This window comes from Janthinobacterium kochi (assembly GCF_051380715.1).
GTDB lineage: Bacteria > Pseudomonadota > Gammaproteobacteria > Burkholderiales > Burkholderiaceae_D > Janthinobacterium.
Window position 1 is genome coordinate 1 of sequence record NZ_JBNYXO010000024.1, and the last position, 25,264, is coordinate 25,264.

Sequence of the window (25,264 nt, forward strand, 5' to 3'; positions counted from 1 at the left end):
CTACGCAGGACCAGGCGGACCACTGTACGCGGGTCCGGGCGGTGCCATGTACGCAGGACCTGGTGGTCCGCTATATGCAGGCCCAGGTGGTGCTTGTTATGCGGGTCCCGGCGGCGCTTGCCAGACCTTGAATGAGACAAGCAAACAATGCCCGTCAATTTGCAAACCCGTGGTATCGGCAACGGCCCCAAGCAACTGACACCCGTCAGCTCGCTAGCCAGCATCTTCATGCCAAGCCGTTGAATTAGCCTTAGATGATAGTCAGGTATGCGGGCGGAACGCCACCAACGACAGCTGCCGGCCACAAGCGGACTGATACCTTTTTTGAAAATTGCTTATGCAACGCCATTTCTACGCGACAGCAAAGGACCTTCTTCCAGTTTTCGAACTTGTTGAGGCGAAGATTCCGCTTGGCTATACTCGAACTGGGCTATTTGATGAGGATACTTACGCGACGTTTGACAGCGGGGCTGAACTTCCGACACTAACAAAAGCCTTAGTTGTTACTAGTGCGGTAGCGGGGCCAGGATACCTTGTCACTGAGCGGGCGTCTCTTATCCGCAGTAGGGGCATCCAACAAAATGATGGGCGAAAAAAATTCGCCATCGACCAGTTGATGAATCCTGATAGTATTGTTTTCCAGCACGGCGGCTTTTATTCTGACCAGATTTTGTTATCTGGTCGTATCTCGACGGCGTCAGACACTCCGGTGGCCACGAGGCTACAACGTGCGTTCTCTACTGCGTTGACCAAGAAATTTGTCCGCGTTAAAGCTTATTGGGTTGGACCAGATGCTTTGGCAATATTAGAACGAGGTGCACGCTTAACGATTGGCACTACCTCGCCAAGTGAATTCGATTTGGCGCTTGACAGCTAATTGCTCTAGGCCCGGTACCGGCCAACAGTGGACATTACTGAATTGACGAGTAAATGATAGAAACAAAGCGGAAGAGTACGATTGTCGTGGATGCCGTGAACGCGGCTGGACTCGCTGAAATCGGTGGGTTTTACGAGACCGTACGATATGGCGGAGGGGTGTTCCCTGATGACGTAACGCTCGCCGCGAGGTTAGATGGCCGTTTAGTGGGAGCGGTTCGCATATGCAGTGAAGGCGGTGTTTTCGTACTCCGAGGCATGCAGGTTGCCCCGGCCTCTCAGGGGCAGGGTATAGGCCGTGTTTTGTTAGACTTTTGCGTGCCTTACCTAAACAGAGGCCTAAGCTATTGCGTGCCATACGAGCACCTTACGGATTTTTATGGCCAGGTCGGCTTTGTAGTAACGCCACCGGAATTGCTTCCAATATTTCTTGCAGAGCGAGTAGCCCAGTATGTCGCGACGAATCGGCCGACGCTCGTAATGAAACGCGTGCCCTCGTAACCTGCAGGTATTTAAACCGTCACGCATCAGCGTCCGCTTTGGGGCGAAAGCGGACTTAGCGACATCTGAGGCAGTACATCAACGATAGCCGTAGCCACTAAGCTGCATATCAACCCGCCCCAGCGTGCATCCGCACGCGGACTTCGGCAACATGCACTGCATGAACGCCGACCTGTCCGACCTCCTCCGCTTGCTGCAAAACCTGATACGCCTGGGCACCATCGCCGAGGTCAAAGGGACCAAGGCGCGCGTCCAGCTCGGCCCTAAACTCACCACTGAATGGCTGAAATGGGCCACGCGGCGCGCCGGTAGCACGCGCACCTGGTCGGCGCCCACAGTTGGCGAACAAGTGATCGTCTTTTCCCCAGGCGGCGACCTGACACGCGGCATCATCGTGCCGGCGCTGTACTCGCAGGCGTTTGACGCGCCCGAAACCAGCGACACCATCCACACCACGCACTACCCCGACGGCGCCGTGGTGCAGTACGACCATGCGGCCCATGCCCTGACAGCAATGCTCCCCGGCGGCACCGCCACCATCACCGCCGACAAGGTGACGTCGAACGCGCCCAGCACCATCTGCACCGGCGACCTGACCGTCATGAAAAACCTGATCGTCAAGCAATCCACTACCGTGGAAGGCGCCACCACCCTGAACGGCGGCGTGAACGCCAAGGCCGGCGGCGCTGGCGGCGTGGCCATGGCCGTACAAGGCACAATCAAAGCCAGCGAGGACGTGCTGGCCGGCACCATCAGCCTGGCCAAACATGCGCACGGAGGCGTCAAAGCTGGCGGCGACCAATCGGGCGGACCGCAATCATGATGGGCATGCACGCCGCCACCGGGCGCAGCCTGACGGGCCTGGGCCATCTGCGCCAGTCGGTCACCGACATTCTCACCACGCCCATCGGCTCGCGCATCCGGCGCCGCCGATATGGCTCCGAAGTGCCCGAGCTGATCGACCAGCCCCTGAACAGCGCCACGCAGTTGCGCATCTACGCGGCCACGGCCTTCGCCCTGCGCCGCTGGGAGCCGCGTTTGCAGCTCGCCAGCGTACAGCTCACACGCGACACGGACGGCGCCATAGCCCTGCTGCTCGACGGCACGGCGAATGGCCAGGGCATCACGATGGCCGTGCCCGTCAAGCAAGGGGTCGCCGTATGAGCACGCCTATCGACCTGACCCAGTTGCCGGCGCCCAGCGTGGTGGAAGTGCTGGACTTTGAGTCCATCCTGGCCACACGCAAAGCCCACCTGGTCAGCCTGCTGCCGGAAGCCGAGCGCGCCGCCGTCACGGCCCTGCTGGAGCTGGAATCGGAACCGGCCACCAAGCTGCTGGAAGAGAACAGCTACCAAGAAACCATCTTGCGCAACCGCGTCAACGAGGCGGGCAAGGCCGTCATGCTGGCGTTTGCCCTCGACGGCGACTTGGACCAGCTGGGCGCCAACGTCAACGTGGCGCGCCTGGTCATCACGCCGGCCGATCCGAACGCCCTGCCGCCCGTGGCCGCCGTCATGGAAGATAACGACGCCTACCGCCTGCGCATCCAGGAAGCGCCGGATGGCCTGTCCGTGGCCGGCCCGAAAGCCTCGTATGAATTCCACGCGCGCAGTGCAGACGGCCAGGTCAAGGACGCAAGCGCCACCAGCCCTTCGCCAGCTCACGTCATCGTCACTGTGCTGGCCAACAACGACACAGGCATCGCCGACGCCGCGCTGCTGGCCACCGTGGAGCGCGCGCTCAACGCCGAGGACGTGCGCCCCCTGGGCGACCGCCTGACGGTGCAGGCCGCCCAGGTGATCGACTACCAGATCGAGGCCACCTTGTTTATCGGCGTCGGCCCGGAAGTGCCGATTCTGCTGGACGCGGCGCGCGCCAACGCCGCGCGCGTGTCGCAGCCGCGCCGCCCGCTGGGGCACAGCATCTACCGGTCCGCCTGCAGCGCCGCCGTCCACGTCGAGGGCGTGCGCAAGGTCGTCTTGACCAGCCCGGCCACGGACATCGAGCTGGACGCCACCCAGGCCGCGCGCTGCACCGCCATCCATCTGAATGTGGTGGTGCTCGATGAATAAGGTCGTGCCCACCCTGCCGCCCAACACCACGGCGCTGGAGCGCGCCATTGCCGTGGCCTGCGCCGAACTGGTCAACGTGCCCGTGCCGCTGCGCGAGCTGTGGAACGCCGACCGCTGCCCGGTCGCCCTGCTGCCGTTCCTGGCCTGGGCCTGTTCCGTCGACCGCTGGGACGACGCCTGGCCCGAGTCGACCAAGCGCGGCACCATCAAGGCGGCCTATTTCATCCACAAGCACAAGGGCACGATTGCCGCCGTGCGCCGCGTGGTGGAGTCCCTGGGCTATCTGATCCGCATTACCGAATGGTGGCAGACCACGCCACCGGGCGTTCCGGGCACTTTCCGCCTCGATGTCGGCGTGCTGGACTCGGGCATCACGGACGCCATGTTTCAGGAAATGGAACGCCTGATTGCCGACGCCAAGCCCGTCAGCCGCCACATGACGGGCCTGGCCATTTATTTGGAAAGTCGCGGCAGCATTTACGCGGGCGCTTGCGCCTACCACGGCGACGCCATGACCGTGTATCCCTGGATCGCGGAAACCATCGAAGTGCGCGGCACGCTCTTGCTGGCCGGCGCATCCCATACCATCGACACCCTGACTATCTATCCATGAGCACATACTTTGCCATCCTGACCGAAGTGGGCGAGGCCAAGCTGGCCAACGCCATCGCCCTGGGCCAAACCCTGAAACTGAAAAGCCTGGCCGTGGGCGACGGCAACGGCAATTTGCCCATGCCGGTGCGCACGCAAAAGGCGCTGGTGCGCGAGGTGCGCCGCGCGGGCCTGAATCAGCTCACCATCGACCCGGCCAACACCAGCCAGATCATCGTCGAGCAGGTGCTGCCCGAGGACGTGGGCGGCTGGTGGATTCGTGAAATCGGTATCTACGACGAAGCCGGCGACCTGTGCGCGGTGGCCAACTGCCCGCCCAGCTACAAGCCCCTGATGGCCGAGGGCAGCGGGCGCACGCAAGTGGTGCGCATCGTGCTGATCGTCGCCAGCACGGCCGCCATCGAGCTGAAAATCGATCCGGCCATCATCCTGGCCACCCGTAAATATGTCGATGACCAGGACATCATCGTGCGCGCCTACAGCGATGCGCAACTGGCCAAGCACCTGGCCGCTGCCGACCCGCACCCGCTGCTGGCCAAGGTCGCCTATGTCGATCAACAGGACACCAGCGCACGCGCCTATGGCGATCAGCAACTGGCCAAGCACCAGGCTGCCGCCGACCCGCACCCGCTGCTGGCGAAGGTCGCCTATGTCGATCAGCAGGACACCAGTGCACGCGCCTATGGCGATCAGCAACTGGTCAAGCACGCAGCGGCGGCCGATCCGCATCCGCAATACAGCATGAAGGAGATCGTGACACTGTCGAAGTTTGACGCGTCGAAAAAACTGGCCAATACCGAGTTTGTGCAGCAATCACAAGGCAATATTGTTGCGCATGATGCTGTGGGAGTATCCCGCAGCCTGACTCCTGATGATATCGGCAAAGCGCTGTACTTTTCCGCGCCAAACCTGATTTTTACATTGCCGAAGCCTAGCGATCTTGGTTTACCAACAAATTCAGGCAAGTGCATTCACTTCTTTGGATTTGGTGGCAATACGGCGAAAATCGTCCCAGGTGCGGGTGCCGACATCAGCTTCACTGTGGGGGGCGTCCCCTTCATCGAATTGAAAACGGGGCAATACCTCACGCTCACTGCAGCGTCTGATGTTGTATGGCAAGTCATCGACTCGACCGCCGAGCTGTGGCGCAATGCGGATTTTCAGATGTCCGTCACGGGCGCGGGCGTGAGCTCATCTCAGGCATCCCCCGGCGGCTTGATTTGCCAGACAGGCACCTTTCTAGCCAGCAAGGCCGGTTATTCCATCCTGACGTTTCCTACTGCATTCCCCAACGGGCTGCTGTCCATTCACGGCAGCGTCATTCACAACGCCCTGGGTAACGGTTCCGTCAATTTCAACATGGATGCAAAAACGCGCAGTGGCGTGCCGATGGCGGTGGTCAATTCCAGCGCCAGTGATTACTTGGCCTACCCCATCACCTATACCGCGCGCGGCTATTAACAAAAGGAAGCCCCCATGGATATGCTTGCCCCCGACAACCTCGATGCCGTTTTTTACTCCATGCAAACGGCAGGCTTCTACCCCGAACGCCTACGCGCAGCCTATGACGCCGCCGGATCGTGGCCCGCTGACGCTGTGCAGATTCCTGCCGAGCTGCTTGCCAGCATGCAAGCAGCGGTGGCCGAAGGCGCCACCGTCTCGCACGATTCCCATGGCCATTGGATCGTGACAGCACGCCCGCCCACGCCATATGCGCTGCTGGCCACCGCCTACCTCAACGCGGTGCGCGCGGCGCGTGAAGCCGTCTTGAACCGCCTTGCCGGCATCGGCTTCGCGGCAATGATGAACGGCGAAACGGACATCGTAGAAGGCGCCATTGATGCGCGCCAGGCGCTGCTCGACATCACCATCTGCCCATCAGTCGTCGCCGCACAGGATATGCAAGCGCTCCAAGCGGCCATCAAGGACGAATACGACCGCATCGCCGCCAGCCTGCCGGATGAAGCCCGGCGCGCCTTCGACGACGCCGGCATCGCTCTTGTGCCATCCATTGCCTAGTAACGCCTCATTCACCACTCACCAGGAGAGCCCTATGGCCACCGACTACCACCATGGCGTGCGCGTCATTGAAATCAACGAGGGTTCGCGCCCCATCCGCACCGTGTCCACCGCCGTGCTGGGCCTGATCGCCACGGCCGACGATGCCGACCCGGCCGCTTTCCCGCTCGACACGCCCGTGCTCGTCACCAACGTGCTGGCCGCCATGGGCAAGGCCGGCAAGACGGGCACCTTGTATCGCAGCCTGGCGGCCATCGCCGCGCAGACCAAGCCGCTCACCGTCGTGGTGCGCGTGGCCGAAGGCGAAACCGAAGCGGAAACCACCAGCAACGCCGTGGGCGGCGTATCGCCCAATGGCAAGTACCTGGGCGCCCAGTCGCTGCTGGCCGCGCAAAGCAAACTGGGCGTGAAACCGCGCATCCTGGGCGCGCCGGGGCTGGACACCCAGGCCGTCACCAATGCCCTGGCCAGCGTCGCGCAACGCCTGCGCGGTTTCGTGTACGCGTCGGCCTATGGCTGCGCCACCGTCGCGGCGGCGACCACCTATCGTGGCCAGTTCGGCCAGCGCGAGGTCATGATGATCTGGCCGGATTTTGTCAACTGGAATACCGCCACCGATGAAGAGGCCGGCATTTCGGCTGTCGCTTACGCCATGGGCCTGCGCGCCAAGATCGACGAGGAAACGGGCTGGCATAAAACCCTGTCCAACGTGGTTGTGAATGGCCCGACCGGTATCAGCAAGGACGTGTTTTTCGACCTGCAAGACCCCGCCACGGATGCCGGCGTGCTCAACGCCAAGGAAGTCACCACCCTGATTAACATGGGCGGCTATCGCTTCTGGGGTTCGCGCACCTGCGAGGCACCGGGCGGCTTCTTCTATTTCGAAAGCTACACGCGTACGGCCCAGGTGCTGGCCGACACCATCGCCGAAGCGCATTTCGCCTATGTCGATGTGCCCTTGCATCCGTCCCTGGTGCGCGACCTGCTGGAAAGCATCAACGCCAAGTTCCGCGACTTGAAATTGCAGGGCTACATCATCGATGGCCATGCCTGGTATGACGAGCAGTACAACGACAAGACGGCGCTGAAAGACGGCAAGCTGGCCATCGATTACGACTACACGCCCGTGCCGCCGCTGGAGAACCTGAAATTCCAGCAGCGCATCACCGACCGCTACCTGGCCGACTTCGCCTCGCGCATCGCCGCATAGGCCTACTGGCGTCACCATCCTGCCCGCGCCCGCGCGGGCACAACTGAACAACGGAGAACACTATGGGCCTGCCCCGCAAACTGAAAAATTTTAACTTGTTCCAGAACGGCGTCTCATTCATGGGCATGGTGCCCGAAGTCACCTTGCCGAAACTGAGCCGCAAGATGGAAGAGTACCGCGCCGGCGGCATGAGCGGCCCCGTGTCCGTGGACTTCGGCAACGAGTCGCTGTCGCTGGAATGGAGCGGCGGCGGCCTGATCGCCGAAGCCCTGAAACAATACGGTGCGCACTCGCACGGCGCCGTGCAACTGCGCTTTGCCGGCGCCTACCAGGAAGACGATGACGGCACCGTCGCCGCCGTGGAAGTGGTCGTGCGCGGCCGTTACAAGGAAATCGATATGGGCGGCGCCAAGATGGGCGACGACACCACCCACAAATACACCATGGCCTGCAGCTATTACAAGCTGCTGATCGACGGCGCCACCGTCATCGAACTGGACTTCATGAGCGGCACCGAGAACTTCGGCGGCGGCGACACGAATGCGGCCATCCGCAAGGCCATCGGCCTGTAATCCCCTTTTACTTTTCACCTCCACCTTACCAGGACAACATCATGCACAACGATACCCAAAACCAAGCCGTCATCGAACTGGACGATCCGATCAAGCGCGGCGACAGCTTCATCACCTCGCTCACCGTACGCAAGCCCAAGGCGGGCGCCCTGCGCGGCATTTCCCTGATCGAGCTGGCCAACCTGAACGTGTCGGCCCTGCAGATCGTACTGCCGCGCATTACCGAACCGACCTTGACCGCGCACGACATCGCCAACATGGACCCGGCCGACCTGCTGGCCGTGGGTGCCGAGGTCGCCGGTTTTTTGGCGAGCAAAGCAGATCGTCTTTCGGTATCCCCGGCGAAGTAGAAGACGCCATGGCCGACATTGCGGGCGTCTTCCACTGGACGCCGGCAGCGATGGACGGTTTTACGATTGATGAACTGATGGCCTGGCGCGAACGCGCCAGGCAGAGAAGCGGAGCGGAATAGATGGCTGGTCGGGATTTGAAGTTACAGGTAGTGTTTGCAGCGCTGGACAAAATCACCGGCCCGCTCAAGAAAATCATGAGCGGTTCCAGCGATACGGCCAAGGCGTTGAAAGCGACGAGCGACCGCTTGCGCGACTTGAACGTGCAGCAGAAAAACATCAGCAAATTCCGCGAACTACATGGCGGCCTGGACGCCACCCGCGCCAAACTGGAAGCGGCCCAGCAGAAGGTGGCCAGCCTGGCCACGAAAATGAAGCAGGTGGAAAACCCCACGCGCGCCATGACGCGCGAGTTTAACGCCGCCGTCAAAGCGGCCGGCGCCTTGAAGACGGCCGGCCAGCAGCAGGCCCAGCAACTGCAGATCATGCGCGAGCGCCTGGCGGGCGCCGGCATCGGCACCAAAGACCTGGCCAACCACGAGCGCACCTTGCGCCGCGAGATCGAGGCCACCAACAAAACCATGACGCAGCAGCAGCAGAAGCTGGCCAATGCAAACGCCAAGCAACGGCGCGTCACCAACGCCACCCAGCACGCCGACAAGTTGCGCAACAAGGCGGGCAACCTGGCCATGGCCGGCGCGGGCGCGACCGCCACGGGCGCCGTCATCGGCGCGCCTGTCGTCAAGGGGCTGAACGAGGCCAAGCACTATCAAACAGAAGTGGGCAGAGTCAACGCGCTGGGCCTGGGCGACAAGGTGTCAGCCGAGGCCGTCGCCTTCGCGCGCAACATGAAAACCTACGGCACCAGCCAGCTCGACAACCTACAGCTCATGCGCGACGGCATGAGCGCCTTTGCCGACGTGCACCACGCGGAAATGGTCGCCCCCACCCTGGCCAAGATGAAGTTTGCCAATCACGCCTTCTTTGGCGAGGCCGAGGGCGCCGACAACGAACGCAAGTTCATGGACATGCTCAAGGTCATCGAGCTGCGCGGCGGCCTGGAGAGCAAGGAAAAGTTCGAAGCCCAGGCAAATATCGTGCAGCAGGTCATCACCGCCACGGGCGGGCGCGTGGGGCCGAATGAATGGCTGAACATGATCAAGACGGGCGGCATCGCCGCCAAGGGCTTGAAAGACGATGCGTTTTACTACCAGATGGAACCGCTGGTGCAGGAAATGAGCGGCAACCGCGTCGGCACGTCCCTGATGAGCGCCTACCAGAACTTGTACCAGGGCCGCACGACGAAGCGCTCAGCCAGGAAGCTGGAAGAGTTCGGCCTGATCGGCGACAAGAGCAAGGTCAAGCACGACAAGGCGGGGCAAGTCTCGTTCCTCGATCCAGGCGCGCTGCTGGGCGCGGAACTGTTCCGCGAAAACCAGTTCGAATGGCTGGAAAAGGTGCTGTTGCCGCAACTGGCCAAGAAGGGCATCACGGAAAAGAAACAGGTGCTCGACGCCATCGGCAGCATTTTTTCCAACCGCACCGCGTCGAACCTGTATTCGCAGATGTACTTGCAGCGCGTGCAGATCCACAAAAATGAAAAACTCAACCGTGGCGCCGCCAATATCGGCAAGCTGGAAAAGCTGGGCCGCGACTCGGCCGCCGGCAAGGAACTGGAAGCACAAGCCAAGCTGGCCAACTTGAAACTGACCATGGGCGAAAAAATCCTGCCGCTGTACGCGCAGGGGCTGGAAATGGCCATCAGCGCCGTGCAGCGCCTGAATGGTTTCATGGAGCGCAACCCGACCCTGGCCAAGGTCATGATCGCCGGCTTTGCCGTGCTGGCGGGCCTGCTGCTGGTGCTCGGCCCGCTGATGCTGGGCATCGCCGCCCTGATCGGCCCGTACGCCATGCTGCACGTCATGTTCGCCAAGATGGGCGTGACGGGCGGCGTGCTCACGCCCATCTTGCGCAACCTGGGCGGCGCCTTCATGTGGGCGGGCCGGGCCGTGCTGTGGCTGGGCCGCGCCCTTCTGATGAATCCGATTGGCATCGCCATCACGGTCATTGCCGGCGCCGCCTTCCTGATCTATAAATACTGGGAGCCGATCAAGGGTTTCTTTCGCGGCCTGTGGTCGGACGTCAAGACGGCGTTTGCCGGCGGCTTCGTTGGCATCAATAGCCTGATCGCCAACTGGTCACCGCTGGGCCTCTTCTATCGGGCCTTCGCGGGCGTGCTGGGCTGGTTCGGCATCGCGCTGCCGGCCAGGTTCACCGACTTTGCCGCCAACATCCGGCACAGCATTGTCGAGGGACTGGCGCCGCTGACAGGCTTCATCGCCAGTCTGTGGTCGCAGCTGAAAACCACCTTCAGCGGCGGCATGGCCGGTATCACTGCCCTGATTATCAACTGGTCGCCCGTCGGCGTGTTTTACCAGGCGTTCGCGGGCGTCATGAGCTGGTTCGGCATCAAGCTGCCGGCCCAGTTCACCGAATTCGGCGCCAACATCCTGCGCGGCTTGGTCAACGGCATCACGGGTTCCATGGGTGCCGTCAAGGACGCCATCAGCAATGCCGGTTCCAGCACCATTGCCTGGTTCAAGGAAAAGCTGGGCATCCATAGCCCGAGCCGCGTGTTTGCCCAGCTGGGCGACTACACCATGCAGGGCTTGGCCGTAGGCCTGGACCGCAGCGAGGGCGCGCCGATAGCCAAGGTGTCCGGCCTGGCGCAGCGCCTGACGCAACTGGGCGCCGGCATCGCCATCGGCACGGCCACCGCCCTGCCGGCCAGCGCCTTCGACACGCGCGCGCCGCTGCCCGTGGGCGGTTTCGGCGCCGGCATGACCATCCAGGGCGACAAGATCGAAATCACCTTCCACGTGCAGGCCGGCACCGATCCGCAGGCCATCGCGCGCGCCGTAAGCGTGGCACTCGATCAGCGCGACCGCGAAAAGGCGGCGCGCATCCGCTCGTCCCTGCGCGACCACGATTAAGAAAGAACAGCACACCATGATGATGATTTTAGGAATGTTCGTGTTCAGCCTGCCCACACTGGCGTATCACGAGCTGCAGCGGCAAACGGAATGGAAGCACGCCAGCACGGCGCGCGTGGGCCTGCGCGACGCGCACCAATACGTGGGGCCCGGCGACGACACGATCACCCTGTCGGGCTGGGTGGCGCCGGAACTGACCGGCTCCCTGTATTCGCTCGATGCGCTGCGCATGATGGCAGACACGGGTAAATCGTGGATTCTGATCCAGGGTACGGGCCGCATTCTCGGCTCCTACCGCATCACGAGCATGACCGAGGGCCGCACCATCCTTGACGGGAGCGGCGGCGCGCGGCGCGTCGAGTTCTCGATTGCGCTCAAGCGCGATGACGACGGCGTGCTGGCCATGGTCGGCCTGGGCGATATCGGCGACCTGAAAAATATGCTCAGCATCGACGGAATGACCAGCAGCATTGCCGGCGCGGCCAAGAATGCCGTGGGCAGCGTGGTGGGCAATGTCGTCGGCGGCATTACGTCGAAATACGGCGGCGTGGTCAGCGAGCTGAAAGACAAGATCGGAGGCAGCATCAGCAGCGCCATCGGCAGCGCGGCGGACAAGTTCAAATGAGCGAGCATATCCCCGCCTTCAAGGTCAGCATCGAGGACAAGGATTTGACCGCCATCGTTTCACCGCGGCTGATTAATCTGACCTTGACCCTGTGCCGTGGCGACGAGAGCGACCAGCTCGACATTTCCCTGGATGACAGCGACGGCAAGTTGGCCATGCCGCCGCGCGGCGCGCAGATCGCCCTGGCGCTGGGCTGGCAATCGTCCGGCCTGGTGGATATGGGCAAGTTCACCGTCGACGAGGTGGAGCACAGCGGCGCGCCCGACACCATCACCCTGCGCGCCAGGTCGGCCAACCTGATCGACACCTTCAAACAGCAGCAGGAACACAGCTTTCACAAGACCACCCTGGGCGCCATCATCGAGGCCATTGCCTTTCGCAACGAGCTGGCGTCGGGCGTGTCGGCGCGCCTGCGCGATACCGCCATCGAGCACATCGACCAGACCCACGAAAGCGATGCGGCCTTCCTGCGCCGGCTGGGCAGGAAATACGACGCGGTGGCCACCGTCAAGAATGACACCTTGCTATTCATCCCCATCAACCAGAGCCGCACCGCCAGCGGCAAGGCGCTGCCAGTGATTCCCATCACGCGCGCCCTGGGCGACGGCCACCGTTACCACAGCGCCGAAAGCGACGCCTACACGGGCGTGCGCGCCTTCTGGCACGACGAGCGCTACGCGCGCCGCCGCAGCGTTGTGGCCGGCGTACCGGGCAACAGCAAGCGCCTGCGCACCACCTTCGCCAATGAAGCCGACGCACGCGCGGCGGCCGTCGCCGAATGGCAGCGCATCCTGCGCGGCCTGGCCACCTTTGAAATGAGCCTGGCCCTGGGCAACCCAGCCGTGTTCCCGCAATCGCCCGTCACCGTCCAAGGCTTCAGGCCCGAAATCGACGCCACCGAATGGCTATCGGTCAAGGTCACGCACAGCCTGGGCGGCAACGGCTTTACCACGCGGGTGGAGTTCGAAACGAAGACGGAAGCGGTCGAGGCCGAGCGCGAGGACGAGAAAGACCCGGATGAAGGCGTCACGGGCGTGCTGGCGAACTGGAAGGACGTGGCGGCGAAGAAGAAAAAGGCGGGGCAGGAAATGGCCGGCGCCAAGGGTACGCTCAAGGCGCTTGAGCATCTTTACCATAGCAAGCAGGCCGCCAAGCGGGCGGTCCTGAATGCGTGGAGGCATATTGAGGAAGTGCGGGACATCATCAAGGAAAACAGTGAGGTAGCCTGGAAGCCAGGTAAGGAAACTTCCAATCACATCACAGATGCAGTATGAATTCCAATACACGGAGATAACTATGAGCGATAACCAGCAATGCACTAATCACGCGAATGCGGCGGAACGTGAAGAAAAGGAAATCCGTAATCACATCCACCGCCAAATACTAGGGGAGTCAGACCAAGTTCATTCCAGAGAAATCTGGCAAAGAATTCTAGAGCAAGCTGATCCAAGGGCTATTGCAAACGCGCTGAGTACGCAATTAACGCATTTCAACTATCAGGAGGTGCCGAGCCGAAAAAAATGCAACTGCTGTTGCTAATGCTAACGATTTTCAGGAAGCCACATTGAGGGTAACTCGCCTGCCGGCCCGACACATTCCATACCTCTCCCGCGTGATCGCTCAATGTGGCCGATAGAGTAAGCCTTTCCGGCGATGTAGCATTTTTCTTCTTTTGCCGTGCTGGCATCATGATCTGCGAACGGTGGTTGTTCCTTGTAGAGTAGCCAACCACAAGCGATCAAGCAGGTGATCAATGCGGCAAGTTGGAAGCGTGCGGTGCGTTGTAGGCGCGAAAAACTCAACGATTTTTCAGCGCACGCCAAGCAGGGAAATGCCGTGTGGGAATGATGGATTGTCACCGGGTTAGGTTCAGCAACTGAGGGAGGGGCCAATGGAAGGGGTAGCGGGGTAGTTGCCTCGTCGATGCGTCCCTCTAAAATCGCTTTAACCTCCTGATATTTGCTTCGCGGTAGTTCCTTGAACTTTTGCAAGCCATAGTCAGTGATGAGTCCTCTGTAAATCTTAATCTCTTCATCGCCAACTAGAGCGGCAAGTCTGTCCACAAGCGATTTTATATTGGAGCGCTGATAAGATGTAATCAGCTCTATCTCTTTTTCTTTATCGCCAACGTGAAGCGTCACAACATTGCTAAGCCGTGGCGCCTCGTTCATATTTCCCATTACAGCACTATTAACGTCCCGTTTAAACTCTACTTTGTCCACCATCTTTTACCCGATCAATCTTTGCATGCTGCAGCTACTTTCGTTATTCCAGTTCTACTTCTTTACTTTCCGGTAGTTAGGTTCGGCGATATGAATACCATTTGCAGCTCCTTTTACTGAAACCGGAACGGCTTCGATAAGAGGAGAATTCTCAACGGTTATCACTTTTAACTTCTCTCCTGGCCCGGTGAGCAAACACCTCTTGGAATCAAACAGTGCTTGCAGTCGGGTCTGCTCCCCAGCGCTTGCGTATTTGAATCCGGTAATCAAATCTTCAGCAGATATGCAAGCTATAGTAGGTGCTATCGGTTCGACAATATCCTCCGCCTTAAATTTTGACGAAGCTGCAAAAACACTTGACACACCAAAGCCTAAAGTGACGGTCGTAACGGTCAGCAATATTTTTTTCATCATTTAATAGTCTTCTTATTGGCGACATTCACGGTCAAGGGTCCAGCAACGTCACCATTAACCTGGTGTCCGACCGCGCCTTTGATGGTGATTTTTTGCTTACGCTGAGTCTGCGGAGCTGCCGCTGCAGCTAGAGTTGGCGCAGTTCCTTCTATCATCCCCTCAACCAGCCCGAGCAGACGCAACTTTCCCCGAAGGTCTAGCTTTCGAAAGCCTAGCAGCAACTCGCTTTCCTCTGCCGGTAGCTCGTCCGAAGATGGCGTGCCATGCAATAAAAAGTGGGAATCCACCCCGGCCCCGCAAATAGCTATCAGGTAGTCCGAATCGGGCTTCCTAGAACCACTCTCATAATTTAACTGTGTGTCTTTTGTTACGCCAGCCAGGGCCGCAAACTTCTCTTGGCTCAAGCCCAAACGCTTTCGTTCAGCGCGAAGACGATCTTTGAAATACGGCATATGCCCACTTTTTTATTTGACATGTGGACATTCGTCCACTATAGTTACGCCATCCTGTAGCGATTACACATCATAACATTATGAAAAACGTATCCAAAATCGGGCGCACTGCCAAGGGCGCCACTTCGCAGCCTTTGGGCGTCCGCTTGGCGCCTGATGAAGTGCTGGAGGTCGAAGCAATTGCCGCCAAGCAAGAACGATCCCGTGCCTGGTTATTGCGCTTCCTGATCTTGCGCGGCCTCGCCGACTACAAGCACGAAATCGCTTCCCAAATCCCCCACTAAGGACGACGCCATGTACCCAGATGCAAAACGTATCCGAAACCACCGCGTCATGTTGCGCCTGGACGATTACGAACACCAGCTTGTTTCCTCGCTCGCCGATTACCAGGGCGAAGCGCTTGCTGTGCTGGTGCGTCAGATCGTCATGCGTGAAGCCTTAGCAGTTATTGCAGGTGACGAAGCCAACATCGACAGCGTACAGCTTCGCAGTGCTTAATCCGAGACACTGAATAGTAACTTTTAAGCAACTGCAAAGCTACCCACATGCCAGATCACCAAATTAATCTCAATGACGACGAGCGCGCGCTGCTAGAAATCGTGCGCCAACGCCAGGGGCTGGCAAGTATCGATCAGGCGGCTGAATGGCTCGTCAAGTCGCGCTTACGCAAGCAGGCAAAAAACATGACAGGTCGTGGTCGCGCCCTGTACCAAGTGGAAAGAAAGCTGAAATGAGAGTCATCGGCCTGCCCTGCCCGCACTGCAGCTACACCGTCCGCGCCGTCAAAAGCCGCATGATGTCTGCCATGTTCAAGGAAATTACCTACATGTGCCAGAACCCCGACTGCGGGCACGTCTTCGTGGCAGGCCTGGAAGTGCTGCGCACCCTCTCACTGTCCGCCATGCCGAAGGCCGATATCCGCATCCCTATGTCCCAGCATGCGCGCACGGCAGCCACCAGCCAGCTTGCCTTTGACCTCACGGCGGGCTGCTGATGAATACCATGCCGATCCTCGCGCCGCCGTAGCTCGGCCGCTGTAACTCCCCTCTTTTGCTGTGCCCTGCAGCGCTCCCTTTTGAGCGTGCGGGATTCGTTCAACCTGAAATAAGGAAAACCGATGGAAAACACGCTGCACGCCACCAGCCAATCCGGAATACCTGCAATGCCGAAGCCAGGCCGACCAGTCCTTGAAAAATGCGTCGTGCCCGTCGCTCCTACCTGTTTCCTGTTGCTGGCCAATGCTCAAACTCACACCCGCACTCCTGACAGCATTGCCGTGCTGTCCGATTATCTCCGCGAGATCGTCAAGACCTATCACGCCTATGGCGCGGCCAATCTCACCTTCATCATCAGCGATCTGCACGCGCTGCAGCATGGCGGTTTCTTCTCGCCAGACAGCCAGCGTGCACTGGTCGGTAATCTGCCCATCGAGCTGCGCTACCTGTTCGCCAGCGAATCCGGCGTCGTGCAATGCACAAGCTCGTCGCGCACGCTGACTTACTGGGCCAAGTATTTTGCCAAGGAAGGAGCACTCTAATGCTGCGACTGGCCAAGACCTGCGGCATCTGGGTGCTGTCGCTCCTGATCGTCATTACCCCTGACGTTTTGCGGGCCATCGGCGCCATCAAGGACTGAACCATGCCGGCGTCCCTTATCGACAATCACCTGTCCTTCCAGCCTGCCGCCGAGATTCTGGCCGCGCGCGACAAGGACATGCCCACGCCACCAGGCGCCGGGCATGCGCTGGCCGCCATCGCCGAAGCCAAGGCCCAGCTACGCAGCATCAAGCCGCGCAACCTGGCGCCCTTCATGGCCCAAGCCTGGGGATTGTCGCCGCGTGGCGCGCGCCGTTCCGTGTTGATCGCCGCCGGCCTGGACGCCGACCGCTGGGAATCGCCCATCCACTCATTTACCGAGGAAGAGCGCATCGAGCTGCGCGCCGCCACCTCTGCCGCTATCCGTGTGTACGAAAGACTGTTGAATGCAATCTAAACAAATCCTGCTGCCTGCCCCGCAGCGCCACGAAGCCTTTTTGCGATCCGCCCAGTTCGCGCCCGAGCTGGCCCGCATTCCATATAAATGGCGCAACCGCGTCATTACGGCCGCCCTGGCCAAGATGGCGTGGTCGTCCTGGTACAAAGTATATGAGTCCGTCGCCACCGGCTTTGTACGCGAGTTCGCCGACCTGTACGTGCCGGCCGGCGTCGACCTGTCGCAAAGCGACGCTGACATCGTGGCCACCGCCGAGCGCGCGGCGGCCGGCGTGACCAAAATGCTGTGGATGGCCGTGTCGGACACGCACGCCCTGCAGATCATGGAAGACGAATGCGCCTCGTATGGCATCGAGCTGCCTGAATTCGACGATCAAGCCGACATCATCGCCCGCCTGGTGGACGCCCGCTGGTGGCGCCGTCAACTGCGCAAGCGGGTCAAGCGCGCTTTTGAAGCCGGCAATATCCGCCTGGGTTACGTGAACTATCGCGGCGAACCCTACGCCAGCAATGACGCCGTGCTGTCGCGCCTGGCGCAGAACCGCCGCAACGCCGCAGCGCTGGCCGCCACCCTGGTGCAAAACGAGAACGGCCAGCAATTCAGCATCGCCGAGCTGGCCGAGAAAACGACTGCAAATAAAGCCATCCGGCGCGGCGAACTGATGTTGCGCATCAACGGTTTTGAGCAGATCGCCCGCGAGTGCGGCGACCAGGGCATTTTCATCACCTGGACGTGCCCATCGCGCTTTCACGCCATGCAGCACAGTGGCAAGCCAAACGACAAGTTTGACGGTTCCACGCCGCGCGAAGCGAATGCCTACCTGGGAAAAATGACATCGCTGTGCCGTTCCGCACTGGCGCGCAGGGGCATCGGCCTGTATGGCTTTCGCATCGCCGAACCCCATCACGATGGCTGCCCGCACTGGCATCTGCTGCTGTTCGTGCGCCCGACCGCGAAATACAAGACGGTCCACCTACAGGACGTGGCCGGCCGCGCCATACGCATCATGAAGCGCTACGCGTGGCGCGTGGACCGTGGTGAACCGGGCGCCTTTGCGCGCCGCCTAGACGTGAAGCGCATCGACTGGGCCAAGGGCAGCGCCGCCGGCTACATCGCCAAGTACGTGGCCAAGAACATCGACGGCGTGGCCGAGCACAAGACGAAGGAAGGCTATGTCGTCACGGCCGATACCGAAGGCGATGTCGAGCTGACACCGTCGGCGCGCGTCGAGTCCTGGGCGGCGTGCTGGGGCATCCGTCAATTCCAGCAATGGGGCGGCGCGCCCGTTACCGTGTGGCGCGAACTGCGCCGCATCGAGAAAAGCATGCTCAACGAAGCCCCGCCCGCCATGCGACGCGCCTGGAACGCCGTGCAAAAGATCGACGGCGAAAAGCGCGCCTGCTGGGCCGAATACCTGCGCGCCCAGGGCGGCGCCCTGGTGCCGCGCAAGGAACTCATCGTCACCCTGGCCAAGGACGAAAAAACCGTCATCGGCCGCTACGGCGAAACGCTGCGCACCACGCCCTACGGCGTGCGCTGCAGCGACCTGATTGGCGTGGTCTTCAAGTCCGTGCGCCATACGTGGACGCCGGTACAGGCCACAGGCGGGCGCGGGGTGGCTGTTGGGGTTGCCGTTCCTCGGACTCGTGTAAATAACTGTACGCACCCCGACCGCCCTGCCCCGGCCACGCCGCCAGCGGCGCCCGTGCACGATCTGCCCGACGAGGCAAAAAGAGCGCTGATTGCAGCCTGGGCGGCCGTCAACGCCTGCCCGTATCCCCGGCTGATTGTCCCCGACAACCCACCCCATGAAGGAAATGGCACATGAGCACCTATGCCGTGATCGTTCGCACGCAAACCGAACGCTTTGAATATGCCGCGATTGCCGCTTCCAGCGGCGACGCGATCCAGGCCGCCCTCGACCACTTCGGCGTGTGCGGCGTTACCGCCAAACTGAAAGGAGCACCGCAATGCTGAACACCCTGACCAATTCGCCGCGGCAAATCGCCCTGGGTGACCGCGTGACATTCGATACCGACGAGGGCTACCAGGCCGGCACCGTCAACGACCTGCGCCGCGACGTGGGCAATGGCGAGCTGCATGCCTGGGTGGAGCTGGACCACCAGTGGGCGGGCATGTTCCGCGCCGTGCCGCTGGGCGCCATCGAGGCGGTCAAGAAGGCAACCGCGCCTATCGGGTGCCCAGCATGACAGCGGAACGCTCATTACCTGCCGTGGCGGCCTTGTTCGTGCGCGCCAATTCCATCTACAAGACCATGCCGGCGGTCGATGCCTGGGATGCGGAACGCGACGCCCGCGCCTGGCCGGGTGGCGTGCCAGTGGTAGCCCATCCGCCGTGCCGCTCCTGGGGTACGCTGCGCCACCTTGCCAAGCCGCGCCCGGACGAAAAGGAACTCGCGGTGTGGGCCGTCGCCCAGGTGCGCAAGTTCGGCGGCGTGCTCGAGCACCCAAAGCGCTCCACCCTCTGGCCACACTGCGGCTTGCCAGCGATCGGCGAGCGGGACAAATTTGGCGGCTGGACGCTCCCAATTTTCCAAAGCTCCTTTGGCCACCGCGCGGAAAAGGCCACCTTGCTGTACATCGTCGGCTGTCCGCCAGCTCAAATACCGGCCATGCCCATCGTCCTGGGCGAAGCGTCGCATGTGATCGCCCCATCCGGCCGCAACCGCGCCGGCGAGCGGCGCCGGAAAGGCGATCCGGGCTGGCGCCCGGAATGCGGCAAGGCAGAGCGCGAGCACACGCCGTCCGAACTGGCGCATTGGCTGGTGGCCCTGGCTCAACGCTGCGCGGTGCAAGCATGAGGAAATCCGCATGAGCACGTTCCTGTCCATGGATGAAATCTGCGCCCTGACCGGCCGCAAGATGAAAACGAAGCAAATTGAGGCACTGCGGAAGATGGGCCTCCCCTTCTGGGTCAACGCCATCGGGCGGCCGATTGTCGCGGTTGCTGCAGTAGAGGGGCGCAAGGAAGCGCCACGGGAAAAAACATGGGTAATGCCAAGGATCAATAAAAATGGGCCGACGAAACACACGTAATTTGAACATGCCGCCGTGCATGCACCCTCGCACCCAACGCAGCGGCCGGGTGTATTACTACATGTACACGAAGGATAAACCGCGCAAAGAAATTCCGCTTGGGCCCGACTTCATCCTGGCACTTAGGAAATATGCCGAACTGAACATCGTGGTAGAACCAACCGCCGGCGCGACATTCTCCGATGTGCAAAAGCGCTATCTAGTTGAGGCCGTGCCGAAGCTGGCAGTCAGCTCGGCCCGCATGTATCGCTCAGACATCAAGCATCTGCTGGCCGCCTTTCACGAGGCGCCACTGGACCAGATCAAGCCGATGCACATTCGTCAGTTTCTTGATGACCATGCAGACAAACCGACTACGGCGAACCGCTGCAAGCGGGTGTTTTCCACCATGTGGAACCACGCCAGGGGCTGGGGCTATACAGACCTGCCAAACCCATGCGAGGGAATTCAGGGCCATTCTTTGGCAAAACGAACCGTCTACATCACTGACGAGGTATTTGCCGCGGTACGCAAGCACGCAAGTGCGCCGCTAATCGATGCGATGGACTTGGCGTACCTGACCGGCCAACGTCCTGCTGACGCGTTACGTATGACAGAGCGTGACATCGTCGACGGCTACTTGATCATCACGCAGCAAAAGACCAAGCAGCCGCTGCGCATTACGATTACAGGCGAGCTGGCCAAACTGATGGAACGCATCCAGATGCGTAAGGCGACGCACAAGGTCGTGACAGGCGCGTTGCTGACCAATATGCATGGCAAACGTCTGACCGCACCGGCACTACGTACACAGTTCGACGCGGCAAAGAAACGAGCGGCTGAACATACGCCAGAGTTGGCGCAGGAAATCATGGAATTTTGGTTCTACGACCTGCGCGCGAAGGCGGCCGATGATACTTCTGATGACCGAGGTGACCAGGCGGCCAGCGATCTTTTGGGGCACGACAGCGTGAAAACGACCCAACGGCACTACTTACGACGAGGCAAGATTGTGGCTCCAACGAAGTAAATTTCAGATGAAGGTTCTTGTGATGTGTGGCGCCGCAAGGGGAGTATGTTTCCCAATTGCGGACGCGACATAAAGTAGACCGAACACTTGTAGATCAACTATTAATCTTCAATCACAAATCCTGCTTCACCCTCAAGTTCCGTGAGGTTGAAGAACCGTACTTGTATGGGGAAGTCAAATTCAGACTTCAGACGATCGATTTGGGCAAGCGCCTTCTCTCGATTTATTACTCCCTCATAAATTGCTATTGCGAGCAAAACTCGAAATCTTTCGGTCTGCTCACTTGGGAGAAGTAGTATGCCTTCTTTAATACGAGAAAGGGTTGCTCTCAACTGCACTAAAGCCATCATACTTTGACGCAAGACCTTGACCTCTATAACAGTCGTAACCCCTCTTTCTCGAACAATACCATCAAAAATGTAGCGTCGGCCAGTTCCCTTAATTATCACTTCCCTTTGAATTTCGGATGAATACTCTTGGCTCAGTTTTTGGAAAATTAATTCCTCTGCGACAATGTAGCTAGCTTGGGGGCTTCGACGCAAAAATTCATGGTAAGTAGTTGGTACATTGTTCTGGATCGTAGCTGGAGCTGGAGCTGGGGCTGGGGCTGGAGCTGGGGCTGGGGCTGGAGCTGGGGCTGGGACAGATGCAGACGTGTTGAGCACTGCTGATCCAGGTGAGGCCAATTCAGCAGCTGCTAAATTCTGTACAGTTACTTCATCCTCAGCGATTTCCGCTTCTATCTTTAGAACTTTCTCAACCAACGACGCTTTTGGTAGGGAACGTAGAAAATTGTCTTCGTTCTGATAATCAGACGGTGCGTAAAGAACCTTGTGATTGAAGTTTAAAGTTAAGAAAAAAAGAATGATTAAAAGGATAGGAAATACAATCAGGAACCATACGTAAATCGACTGATTGGCCGCTGCAATAAACGGCAGTACGATAGTTCCACTTATCTCGGCAATAGCCGCGAAAATAGCAATAATCGTAAGCGGATTTTTAATTGGACCTATTTTTTCAACCACGAATCCTCCTTAAGGGGCACAACTAAGATTGCGAGCGAGCAGTTCTGAGCCATGTCAGCCCTAGATCATAGCAAATTGCCAAATGGAAATAGTCACTCATTGTCACAGCCAAGCAAAACTTGCCATCTGGTGTGACGCGAACGTTGGGGGAAAGTTGAAATTCATCCGGAGCCGGCAGGAAGATCAAAGAAACTTTGTGCATTTAACACAATTTTGAGGAGCGGATTGGCTTTGTGGAGCGGCGAAAACAGGTTTTTCGCCATTTCTGACTGGAGCGGGTGAAGGGAATCGAACCCTCGTCGTAAGCTTGGGAAGCTTCTGCTCTACCATTGAGCTACACCCGCGAAGCCTGCATTTTACGCGCGATGGCAAGGACTTGGCAAACTTGTGGATCGCTTTCGAACTCATCAGGAATTCTCGCGATATTTGACAAAAACATAGACTTCCGTATCTGCACGGTGCTGTCTTTGTTGATACAGAACAACATCTCTGGCAGCGAGACACGGTGAATGGTCTGGTATGCAGCTAAAATAGAATAAATTATTGTCGACATGGACCGTGCAGCGCAGACTGGCCAAAGAAATGTTGCTACAATCGTGTGACAGTTTAGCATTCCCGCTGTTCAACCTAAAAGGATATCCCATGAAGAAAATTCTGATCGCTTCGGCAATCCTGTGCTTCGCTTCCGCACAAGCCATGGCTCAAACGACGGCACCAGTTGGTGGCGCACCTGTTCCAGCAGCAGCGGCACCAGCTGCTGGTGCTACTGGCGCTGCTGTTGGCGGCACCGTTGCCGGCCTGAGCACGAGCGCACTGATCGCCATCGGCGCAGCAGTTGCCGTTGTGGCCGGTGCAGCAAGCTCGGATTCGACCACCGCGCACACGACCCCAACCCACCATTAATACCTCGCTGCCTAGGCAGCGACAGGTAGGTCCATCCTGCAGCTTGATGTCGAGCCGAAAGGTGAAGGCCTGGTACCGCAATGGTTGACATACTCAAATATGCCAAGCCTTGCAACAAAAGCCCTTTTCATTTGAAAATGGGCTTTTTTTACTTTTTATCAAACATCAAAAAGATTGGCACCAGTCTTTCTGCTGTGGACGAATGATGTCATATCGTATGGCCATGCCTGCGATCCTCATCTATTCATTGAGAAATCCGCCTTCATGTCAATAAAATATCCCTTGCCATTGCTTCAGTTGCCATGAAGAACCAATCCGTCTTCAAGCGCATGGGATTTGCCCTGCAAGGCATAAACGCTGCGTTCCGCATGGAATCGAGCTTCCGCCTACAGTGTCTGGCCGCCCTGATGGTGATCATCGTACTCTGCTGGTCCCGACCTCCCCTGATATGGTGGGCTTTGCTATTGCTCAATTGCGGCATGGTTCTCGCTGCGGAATTGTTCAATACCGCGCTGGAGCACCTGATCGATCACCTCCACCCATCCCTACATCCGAGCATCAAGATTGCCAAGGACTGCGCAGCAGGAGCAGTGTTGCTCCTCAGTTTGACAGCCATCTGCGTGTTTGTTGCTTTTTTGCTTGAAAACGTTGCGTGCCAAGTAGGAATACAGGGCTAGCAAACTACAATACGGGACGCGCCAAAGTACCTGCCTCTCAGATTCCATAGAGTCGGGAGAAAATACAAAGATTCCTGCAATTTATTAAAGCATTGCCCCTATTGGCAATATTGATCTTTTCCAGTGCGTATGCCGCCGTATACGAGCGCGGCAAGCCGGACAACTTTTAATGCATGCCGAATGACCAATTATTCAGCTCTATACAATATCAAATCTAAATTGATGCATAAATGACTATTCCCCTCCTACCAGTAATTCTTTGTGGTGGTTCCGGCACACGTTTATGGCCGCTTTCGCGCGAGGCGTTCCCAAAGCAGTTTCTGCGCTTGTCGACTCAGGGCAGCATGCTGCAACAAACCTTGCAGCGCCTGGCGGGCATCGACACGGTGTCGCCGGCACTGCTGGTATGCAACGAATCCTCGCGTTTTATTGTCGCGGAGCAAGTGCGTGAGATCGGCCTGGAACATAGTCGCATGCTGCTTGAACCCATGCGCCGCAATACGGCGCCAGCGATCGCCTCAGCCGCCCTGCATGCGATGGAGAATGGCGAAGATCCGCTCCTGCTGGTGCTGCCATCGGACCACGTCATTCTGGATACCCCGGTTTTCCATCGTGCCATCGCGCTGGCGCGTTCTGCTGCAGAGGCGGGTCATTTGCTGACGTTCGGCATCACGCCAACGGGACCAGAAACTGGGTACGGCTATATTCGCGCCGAAGGCGCCGCAACCGGGCCGGTCCAGCGCGTACTTGAATTCGTGGAAAAGCCGGCCCTGGCGCTTGCAGAACAATATATCGCCAGCGGTGACTATTTCTGGAACAGCGGCATGTTCCTGTTCCGCGCCAGCCGCTACCTGGAAGAACTCGAACGTTTCCAGCCGGCCGTCCTGGCAGCATGCCGCGCCGCCCTTGCGGATGCAAAGAGCGATCTCGACTTCATTCGCCTGGACAAGGACGCTTATGCCGCCAGTCCCGATATCGCCGTCGACTACGCCGTCATGGAACGCACCAGCCATGCCTCTACCATCGCCCTCGATGCGGGCTGGAATGATATCGGCTCCTGGAAAGCCGTACTCGACGTGGCAGAAAAAGATGCCAGCCAGAATAGCACCCAGGGCGATGTACTGATCCAGGATTGCAACGATTGTCTGGTACACAGCAGCGGCCGCCTCGTCACCGCCATCGGCATGCGCAATACCGTTATCGTGGAAACCGCCGATGCCGTGCTGGTCATGGATGCGGATCAGGCGCAACATACCAAGACCGTGGTGGCGCAGTTGATTACCAAGAACCGTGCTGAAGCCACCATGCACCGCGAAGTCTTCCGACCGTGGGGATCGTACGATTCCATCGGCAACGGCGAGCGCTTCCAGGTCAAACGGATCACAGTCAAGCCTGGCGCCAAGCTATCGTTGCAAATGCATCACCACCGCGCCGAGCACTGGATCGTGGTATCCGGCACGGCCCAGATCACCAATGGCGACAGAGAGTATTTGCTGACCGAAAACCAGTCCACCTATATCCCCCTCGGCGTCGTCCATTCTCTGGCCAACCCAGGCAAGCTACCGCTGGAATTGATTGAAATTCAATCAGGTAGCTATCTTGGGGAAGACGATATCGTCCGCTTTGAAGACCGCTACGGCCGCGCCTGATCGAACAAATACACAATCGCCATGCATGTGGCATC

The 25,264-nt window shown here is 59.3% G+C and carries 34 protein-coding genes and 1 tRNA gene; 30 read left to right on the forward strand and 5 right to left on the reverse strand.

Going from position 1 to position 25,264, the window contains the following annotated elements; all coding sequences use genetic code 11:
• Positions 1 to 337: 337 nt before the first annotated feature.
• The 15 genes from ACQ4WL_RS26960 to ACQ4WL_RS27030 all read left to right on the forward strand — a co-directional run bounded on the left by ACQ4WL_RS26960 (position 338) and on the right by ACQ4WL_RS27030 (position 13,104).
• Positions 338 to 877, forward strand: coding sequence for a hypothetical protein (locus ACQ4WL_RS26960; protein WP_436512715.1), 540 nt, complete (start codon positions 338 to 340; stop codon positions 875 to 877).
• Positions 878 to 930: 53 nt separating this feature from the next.
• Complete coding sequence (locus tag ACQ4WL_RS26965; RefSeq protein WP_436512717.1) at positions 931 to 1,377, forward strand: GNAT family N-acetyltransferase; 447 nt, start codon at positions 931 to 933, stop codon at positions 1,375 to 1,377.
• Positions 1,378 to 1,528: 151 nt separating this feature from the next.
• On the forward strand, positions 1,529 to 2,200 hold the full coding sequence (locus tag ACQ4WL_RS26970; protein WP_436512719.1) for a phage baseplate assembly protein V: 672 nt from the start codon (positions 1,529 to 1,531) through the stop codon (positions 2,198 to 2,200).
• Complete coding sequence (locus ACQ4WL_RS26975; RefSeq protein ID WP_436512721.1) at positions 2,197 to 2,541, forward strand: GPW/gp25 family protein; 345 nt, start codon at positions 2,197 to 2,199, stop codon at positions 2,539 to 2,541. The genes ACQ4WL_RS26970 and ACQ4WL_RS26975 overlap by 4 nt, the downstream gene beginning before the upstream one ends.
• Positions 2,538 to 3,449, forward strand: coding sequence for a baseplate assembly protein (locus ACQ4WL_RS26980; RefSeq protein ID WP_436512723.1), 912 nt, complete (start codon positions 2,538 to 2,540; stop codon positions 3,447 to 3,449). The genes ACQ4WL_RS26975 and ACQ4WL_RS26980 overlap by 4 nt, the downstream gene beginning before the upstream one ends.
• Positions 3,442 to 4,062, forward strand: a complete 621-nt coding sequence (locus tag ACQ4WL_RS26985) for a phage tail protein I (protein WP_436512724.1) — start codon at positions 3,442 to 3,444, stop codon at positions 4,060 to 4,062. Before ACQ4WL_RS26980 ends, ACQ4WL_RS26985 begins: the two co-directional genes overlap by 8 nt.
• Complete coding sequence (locus tag ACQ4WL_RS26990; RefSeq protein ID WP_436512726.1) at positions 4,059 to 5,522, forward strand: phage tail protein; 1,464 nt, start codon at positions 4,059 to 4,061, stop codon at positions 5,520 to 5,522. Before ACQ4WL_RS26985 ends, ACQ4WL_RS26990 begins: the two co-directional genes overlap by 4 nt.
• Positions 5,523 to 5,537: 15 nt before the next feature.
• A complete protein-coding gene (locus ACQ4WL_RS26995; RefSeq protein WP_436512728.1) occupies positions 5,538 to 6,080 on the forward strand; it encodes a hypothetical protein in 543 nt (180 codons plus the stop codon).
• 34 nt (positions 6,081 to 6,114) lie between these two features.
• Complete coding sequence (locus tag ACQ4WL_RS27000; protein ID WP_436512729.1) at positions 6,115 to 7,290, forward strand: phage tail sheath protein; 1,176 nt, start codon at positions 6,115 to 6,117, stop codon at positions 7,288 to 7,290.
• A gap of 62 nt (positions 7,291 to 7,352) precedes the next feature.
• A complete protein-coding gene (locus ACQ4WL_RS27005) occupies positions 7,353 to 7,862 on the forward strand; it encodes a phage major tail tube protein (protein WP_436512730.1) in 510 nt (169 codons plus the stop codon).
• Between the two features lie 41 nt (positions 7,863 to 7,903).
• The gene (locus ACQ4WL_RS27010; RefSeq protein ID WP_436512731.1) at positions 7,904 to 8,212 is read left to right on the forward strand and encodes a phage tail assembly protein; all 309 of its coding nucleotides are present in this window, start codon (positions 7,904 to 7,906) and stop codon (positions 8,210 to 8,212) included.
• An 8-nt stretch (positions 8,213 to 8,220) separates the two neighbouring features.
• Positions 8,221 to 8,334 (forward strand): GpE family phage tail protein, encoded by a 114-nt coding sequence (locus ACQ4WL_RS27015; protein ID WP_071650284.1) that lies wholly within the window; start codon positions 8,221 to 8,223, stop codon positions 8,332 to 8,334.
• 75 nt (positions 8,335 to 8,409) lie between these two features.
• Positions 8,410 to 11,205 carry a phage tail tape measure protein gene (locus ACQ4WL_RS27020; protein ID WP_436512732.1) on the forward strand — a complete coding sequence of 932 codons (2,796 nt, stop codon included), beginning with the start codon at positions 8,410 to 8,412 and terminating at the stop codon, positions 11,203 to 11,205.
• A 16-nt stretch (positions 11,206 to 11,221) separates the two neighbouring features.
• Positions 11,222 to 11,830 (forward strand): phage tail protein, encoded by a 609-nt coding sequence (locus ACQ4WL_RS27025; RefSeq protein ID WP_436512733.1) that lies wholly within the window; start codon positions 11,222 to 11,224, stop codon positions 11,828 to 11,830.
• Positions 11,827 to 13,104, forward strand: coding sequence for a phage late control D family protein (locus ACQ4WL_RS27030; RefSeq protein WP_436512734.1), 1,278 nt, complete (start codon positions 11,827 to 11,829; stop codon positions 13,102 to 13,104). The genes ACQ4WL_RS27025 and ACQ4WL_RS27030 overlap by 4 nt, the downstream gene beginning before the upstream one ends.
• A 267-nt stretch (positions 13,105 to 13,371) precedes the next feature.
• Here ACQ4WL_RS27030 and ACQ4WL_RS27035 read toward each other — a convergent pair whose 3' ends face one another.
• From ACQ4WL_RS27035 to ACQ4WL_RS27045, 3 genes are read right to left on the reverse strand one after another with little or no spacing between them, the layout of a single operon-like run.
• Positions 13,372 to 14,055 carry a hypothetical protein gene (locus ACQ4WL_RS27035; protein ID WP_436512736.1) on the reverse strand — a complete coding sequence of 228 codons (684 nt, stop codon included), beginning with the start codon at positions 14,053 to 14,055 and terminating at the stop codon, positions 13,372 to 13,374.
• A 51-nt stretch (positions 14,056 to 14,106) separates the two neighbouring features.
• Positions 14,107 to 14,466 carry a hypothetical protein gene (locus tag ACQ4WL_RS27040; RefSeq protein ID WP_436512738.1) on the reverse strand — a complete coding sequence of 120 codons (360 nt, stop codon included), beginning with the start codon at positions 14,464 to 14,466 and terminating at the stop codon, positions 14,107 to 14,109.
• Positions 14,463 to 14,918: a helix-turn-helix domain-containing protein gene (locus tag ACQ4WL_RS27045; protein WP_436512740.1), complete on the reverse strand. Its 456-nt coding sequence runs from the start codon at positions 14,916 to 14,918 to the stop codon at positions 14,463 to 14,465. Before ACQ4WL_RS27045 ends, ACQ4WL_RS27040 begins: the two co-directional genes overlap by 4 nt.
• 80 nt (positions 14,919 to 14,998) lie before the next feature.
• On the opposite strand from ACQ4WL_RS27045, the gene ACQ4WL_RS27050 reads away from it, so the two are divergent.
• The 12 genes from ACQ4WL_RS27050 (at position 14,999) to ACQ4WL_RS27105 (ending at position 20,975) form a co-directional block, all read left to right on the forward strand.
• Positions 14,999 to 15,202 carry a hypothetical protein gene (locus tag ACQ4WL_RS27050; protein WP_436512742.1) on the forward strand — a complete coding sequence of 68 codons (204 nt, stop codon included), beginning with the start codon at positions 14,999 to 15,001 and terminating at the stop codon, positions 15,200 to 15,202.
• A 10-nt stretch (positions 15,203 to 15,212) separates the two neighbouring features.
• A complete protein-coding gene (locus ACQ4WL_RS27055) occupies positions 15,213 to 15,416 on the forward strand; it encodes a hypothetical protein (RefSeq protein WP_070292043.1) in 204 nt (67 codons plus the stop codon).
• Positions 15,417 to 15,463: 47 nt separating this feature from the next.
• Positions 15,464 to 15,652: a hypothetical protein gene (locus tag ACQ4WL_RS27060; RefSeq protein WP_070292047.1), complete on the forward strand. Its 189-nt coding sequence runs from the start codon at positions 15,464 to 15,466 to the stop codon at positions 15,650 to 15,652.
• Positions 15,649 to 15,912, forward strand: a complete 264-nt coding sequence (locus ACQ4WL_RS27065; protein ID WP_219119088.1) for an Ogr/Delta-like zinc finger protein — start codon at positions 15,649 to 15,651, stop codon at positions 15,910 to 15,912. Before ACQ4WL_RS27060 ends, ACQ4WL_RS27065 begins: the two co-directional genes overlap by 4 nt.
• Positions 15,913 to 16,035: 123 nt before the next feature.
• Positions 16,036 to 16,455: a hypothetical protein gene (locus tag ACQ4WL_RS27070; RefSeq protein ID WP_436512744.1), complete on the forward strand. Its 420-nt coding sequence runs from the start codon at positions 16,036 to 16,038 to the stop codon at positions 16,453 to 16,455.
• A 101-nt stretch (positions 16,456 to 16,556) separates the two neighbouring features.
• A complete protein-coding gene (locus tag ACQ4WL_RS27075) occupies positions 16,557 to 16,910 on the forward strand; it encodes a hypothetical protein (protein ID WP_035820917.1) in 354 nt (117 codons plus the stop codon).
• Positions 16,900 to 18,738 carry a replication endonuclease gene (locus tag ACQ4WL_RS27080; RefSeq protein WP_436512746.1) on the forward strand — a complete coding sequence of 613 codons (1,839 nt, stop codon included), beginning with the start codon at positions 16,900 to 16,902 and terminating at the stop codon, positions 18,736 to 18,738. The genes ACQ4WL_RS27075 and ACQ4WL_RS27080 overlap by 11 nt, the downstream gene beginning before the upstream one ends.
• Positions 18,735 to 18,887, forward strand: coding sequence for a hypothetical protein (locus ACQ4WL_RS27085; protein WP_162995787.1), 153 nt, complete (start codon positions 18,735 to 18,737; stop codon positions 18,885 to 18,887). The genes ACQ4WL_RS27080 and ACQ4WL_RS27085 overlap by 4 nt, the downstream gene beginning before the upstream one ends.
• A complete protein-coding gene (locus ACQ4WL_RS27090; RefSeq protein ID WP_436512748.1) occupies positions 18,881 to 19,120 on the forward strand; it encodes a hypothetical protein in 240 nt (79 codons plus the stop codon). The genes ACQ4WL_RS27085 and ACQ4WL_RS27090 overlap by 7 nt, the downstream gene beginning before the upstream one ends.
• Positions 19,117 to 19,731, forward strand: a complete 615-nt coding sequence (locus ACQ4WL_RS27095) for a hypothetical protein (protein WP_436512749.1) — start codon at positions 19,117 to 19,119, stop codon at positions 19,729 to 19,731. The genes ACQ4WL_RS27090 and ACQ4WL_RS27095 overlap by 4 nt, the downstream gene beginning before the upstream one ends.
• 10 nt (positions 19,732 to 19,741) lie before the next feature.
• On the forward strand, positions 19,742 to 19,966 hold the full coding sequence (locus ACQ4WL_RS27100) for a DUF4224 domain-containing protein (protein WP_436512751.1): 225 nt from the start codon (positions 19,742 to 19,744) through the stop codon (positions 19,964 to 19,966).
• Positions 19,967 to 19,985: 19 nt separating this feature from the next.
• Positions 19,986 to 20,975, forward strand: coding sequence for a tyrosine-type recombinase/integrase (locus tag ACQ4WL_RS27105; protein WP_436512752.1), 990 nt, complete (start codon positions 19,986 to 19,988; stop codon positions 20,973 to 20,975).
• 101 nt (positions 20,976 to 21,076) lie between these two features.
• On the opposite strand, the gene ACQ4WL_RS27110 is transcribed toward ACQ4WL_RS27105, so the two are convergent.
• Together ACQ4WL_RS27110 and ACQ4WL_RS27115 are read right to left on the reverse strand one after the other, a co-directional pair.
• Positions 21,077 to 22,000, reverse strand: coding sequence for a hypothetical protein (locus ACQ4WL_RS27110; RefSeq protein ID WP_436512754.1), 924 nt, complete (start codon positions 21,998 to 22,000; stop codon positions 21,077 to 21,079).
• A gap of 270 nt (positions 22,001 to 22,270) precedes the next feature.
• A tRNA-Gly gene (locus ACQ4WL_RS27115) sits at positions 22,271 to 22,344 on the reverse strand.
• A 199-nt stretch (positions 22,345 to 22,543) separates the two neighbouring features.
• Here ACQ4WL_RS27115 and ACQ4WL_RS27120 point away from each other — a divergent pair.
• The 3 genes from ACQ4WL_RS27120 (at position 22,544) to ACQ4WL_RS27130 (ending at position 25,229) form a co-directional block, all read left to right on the forward strand.
• Positions 22,544 to 22,903 (forward strand): hypothetical protein, encoded by a 360-nt coding sequence (locus tag ACQ4WL_RS27120; protein WP_436512756.1) that lies wholly within the window; start codon positions 22,544 to 22,546, stop codon positions 22,901 to 22,903.
• A gap of 302 nt (positions 22,904 to 23,205) precedes the next feature.
• Positions 23,206 to 23,580, forward strand: coding sequence for a diacylglycerol kinase (locus ACQ4WL_RS27125; RefSeq protein ID WP_436512757.1), 375 nt, complete (start codon positions 23,206 to 23,208; stop codon positions 23,578 to 23,580).
• Between the two features lie 230 nt (positions 23,581 to 23,810).
• On the forward strand, positions 23,811 to 25,229 hold the full coding sequence (locus ACQ4WL_RS27130; RefSeq protein ID WP_436512759.1) for a mannose-1-phosphate guanylyltransferase/mannose-6-phosphate isomerase: 1,419 nt from the start codon (positions 23,811 to 23,813) through the stop codon (positions 25,227 to 25,229).
• The last annotated feature ends 35 nt before the right edge of the window (positions 25,230 to 25,264 follow it).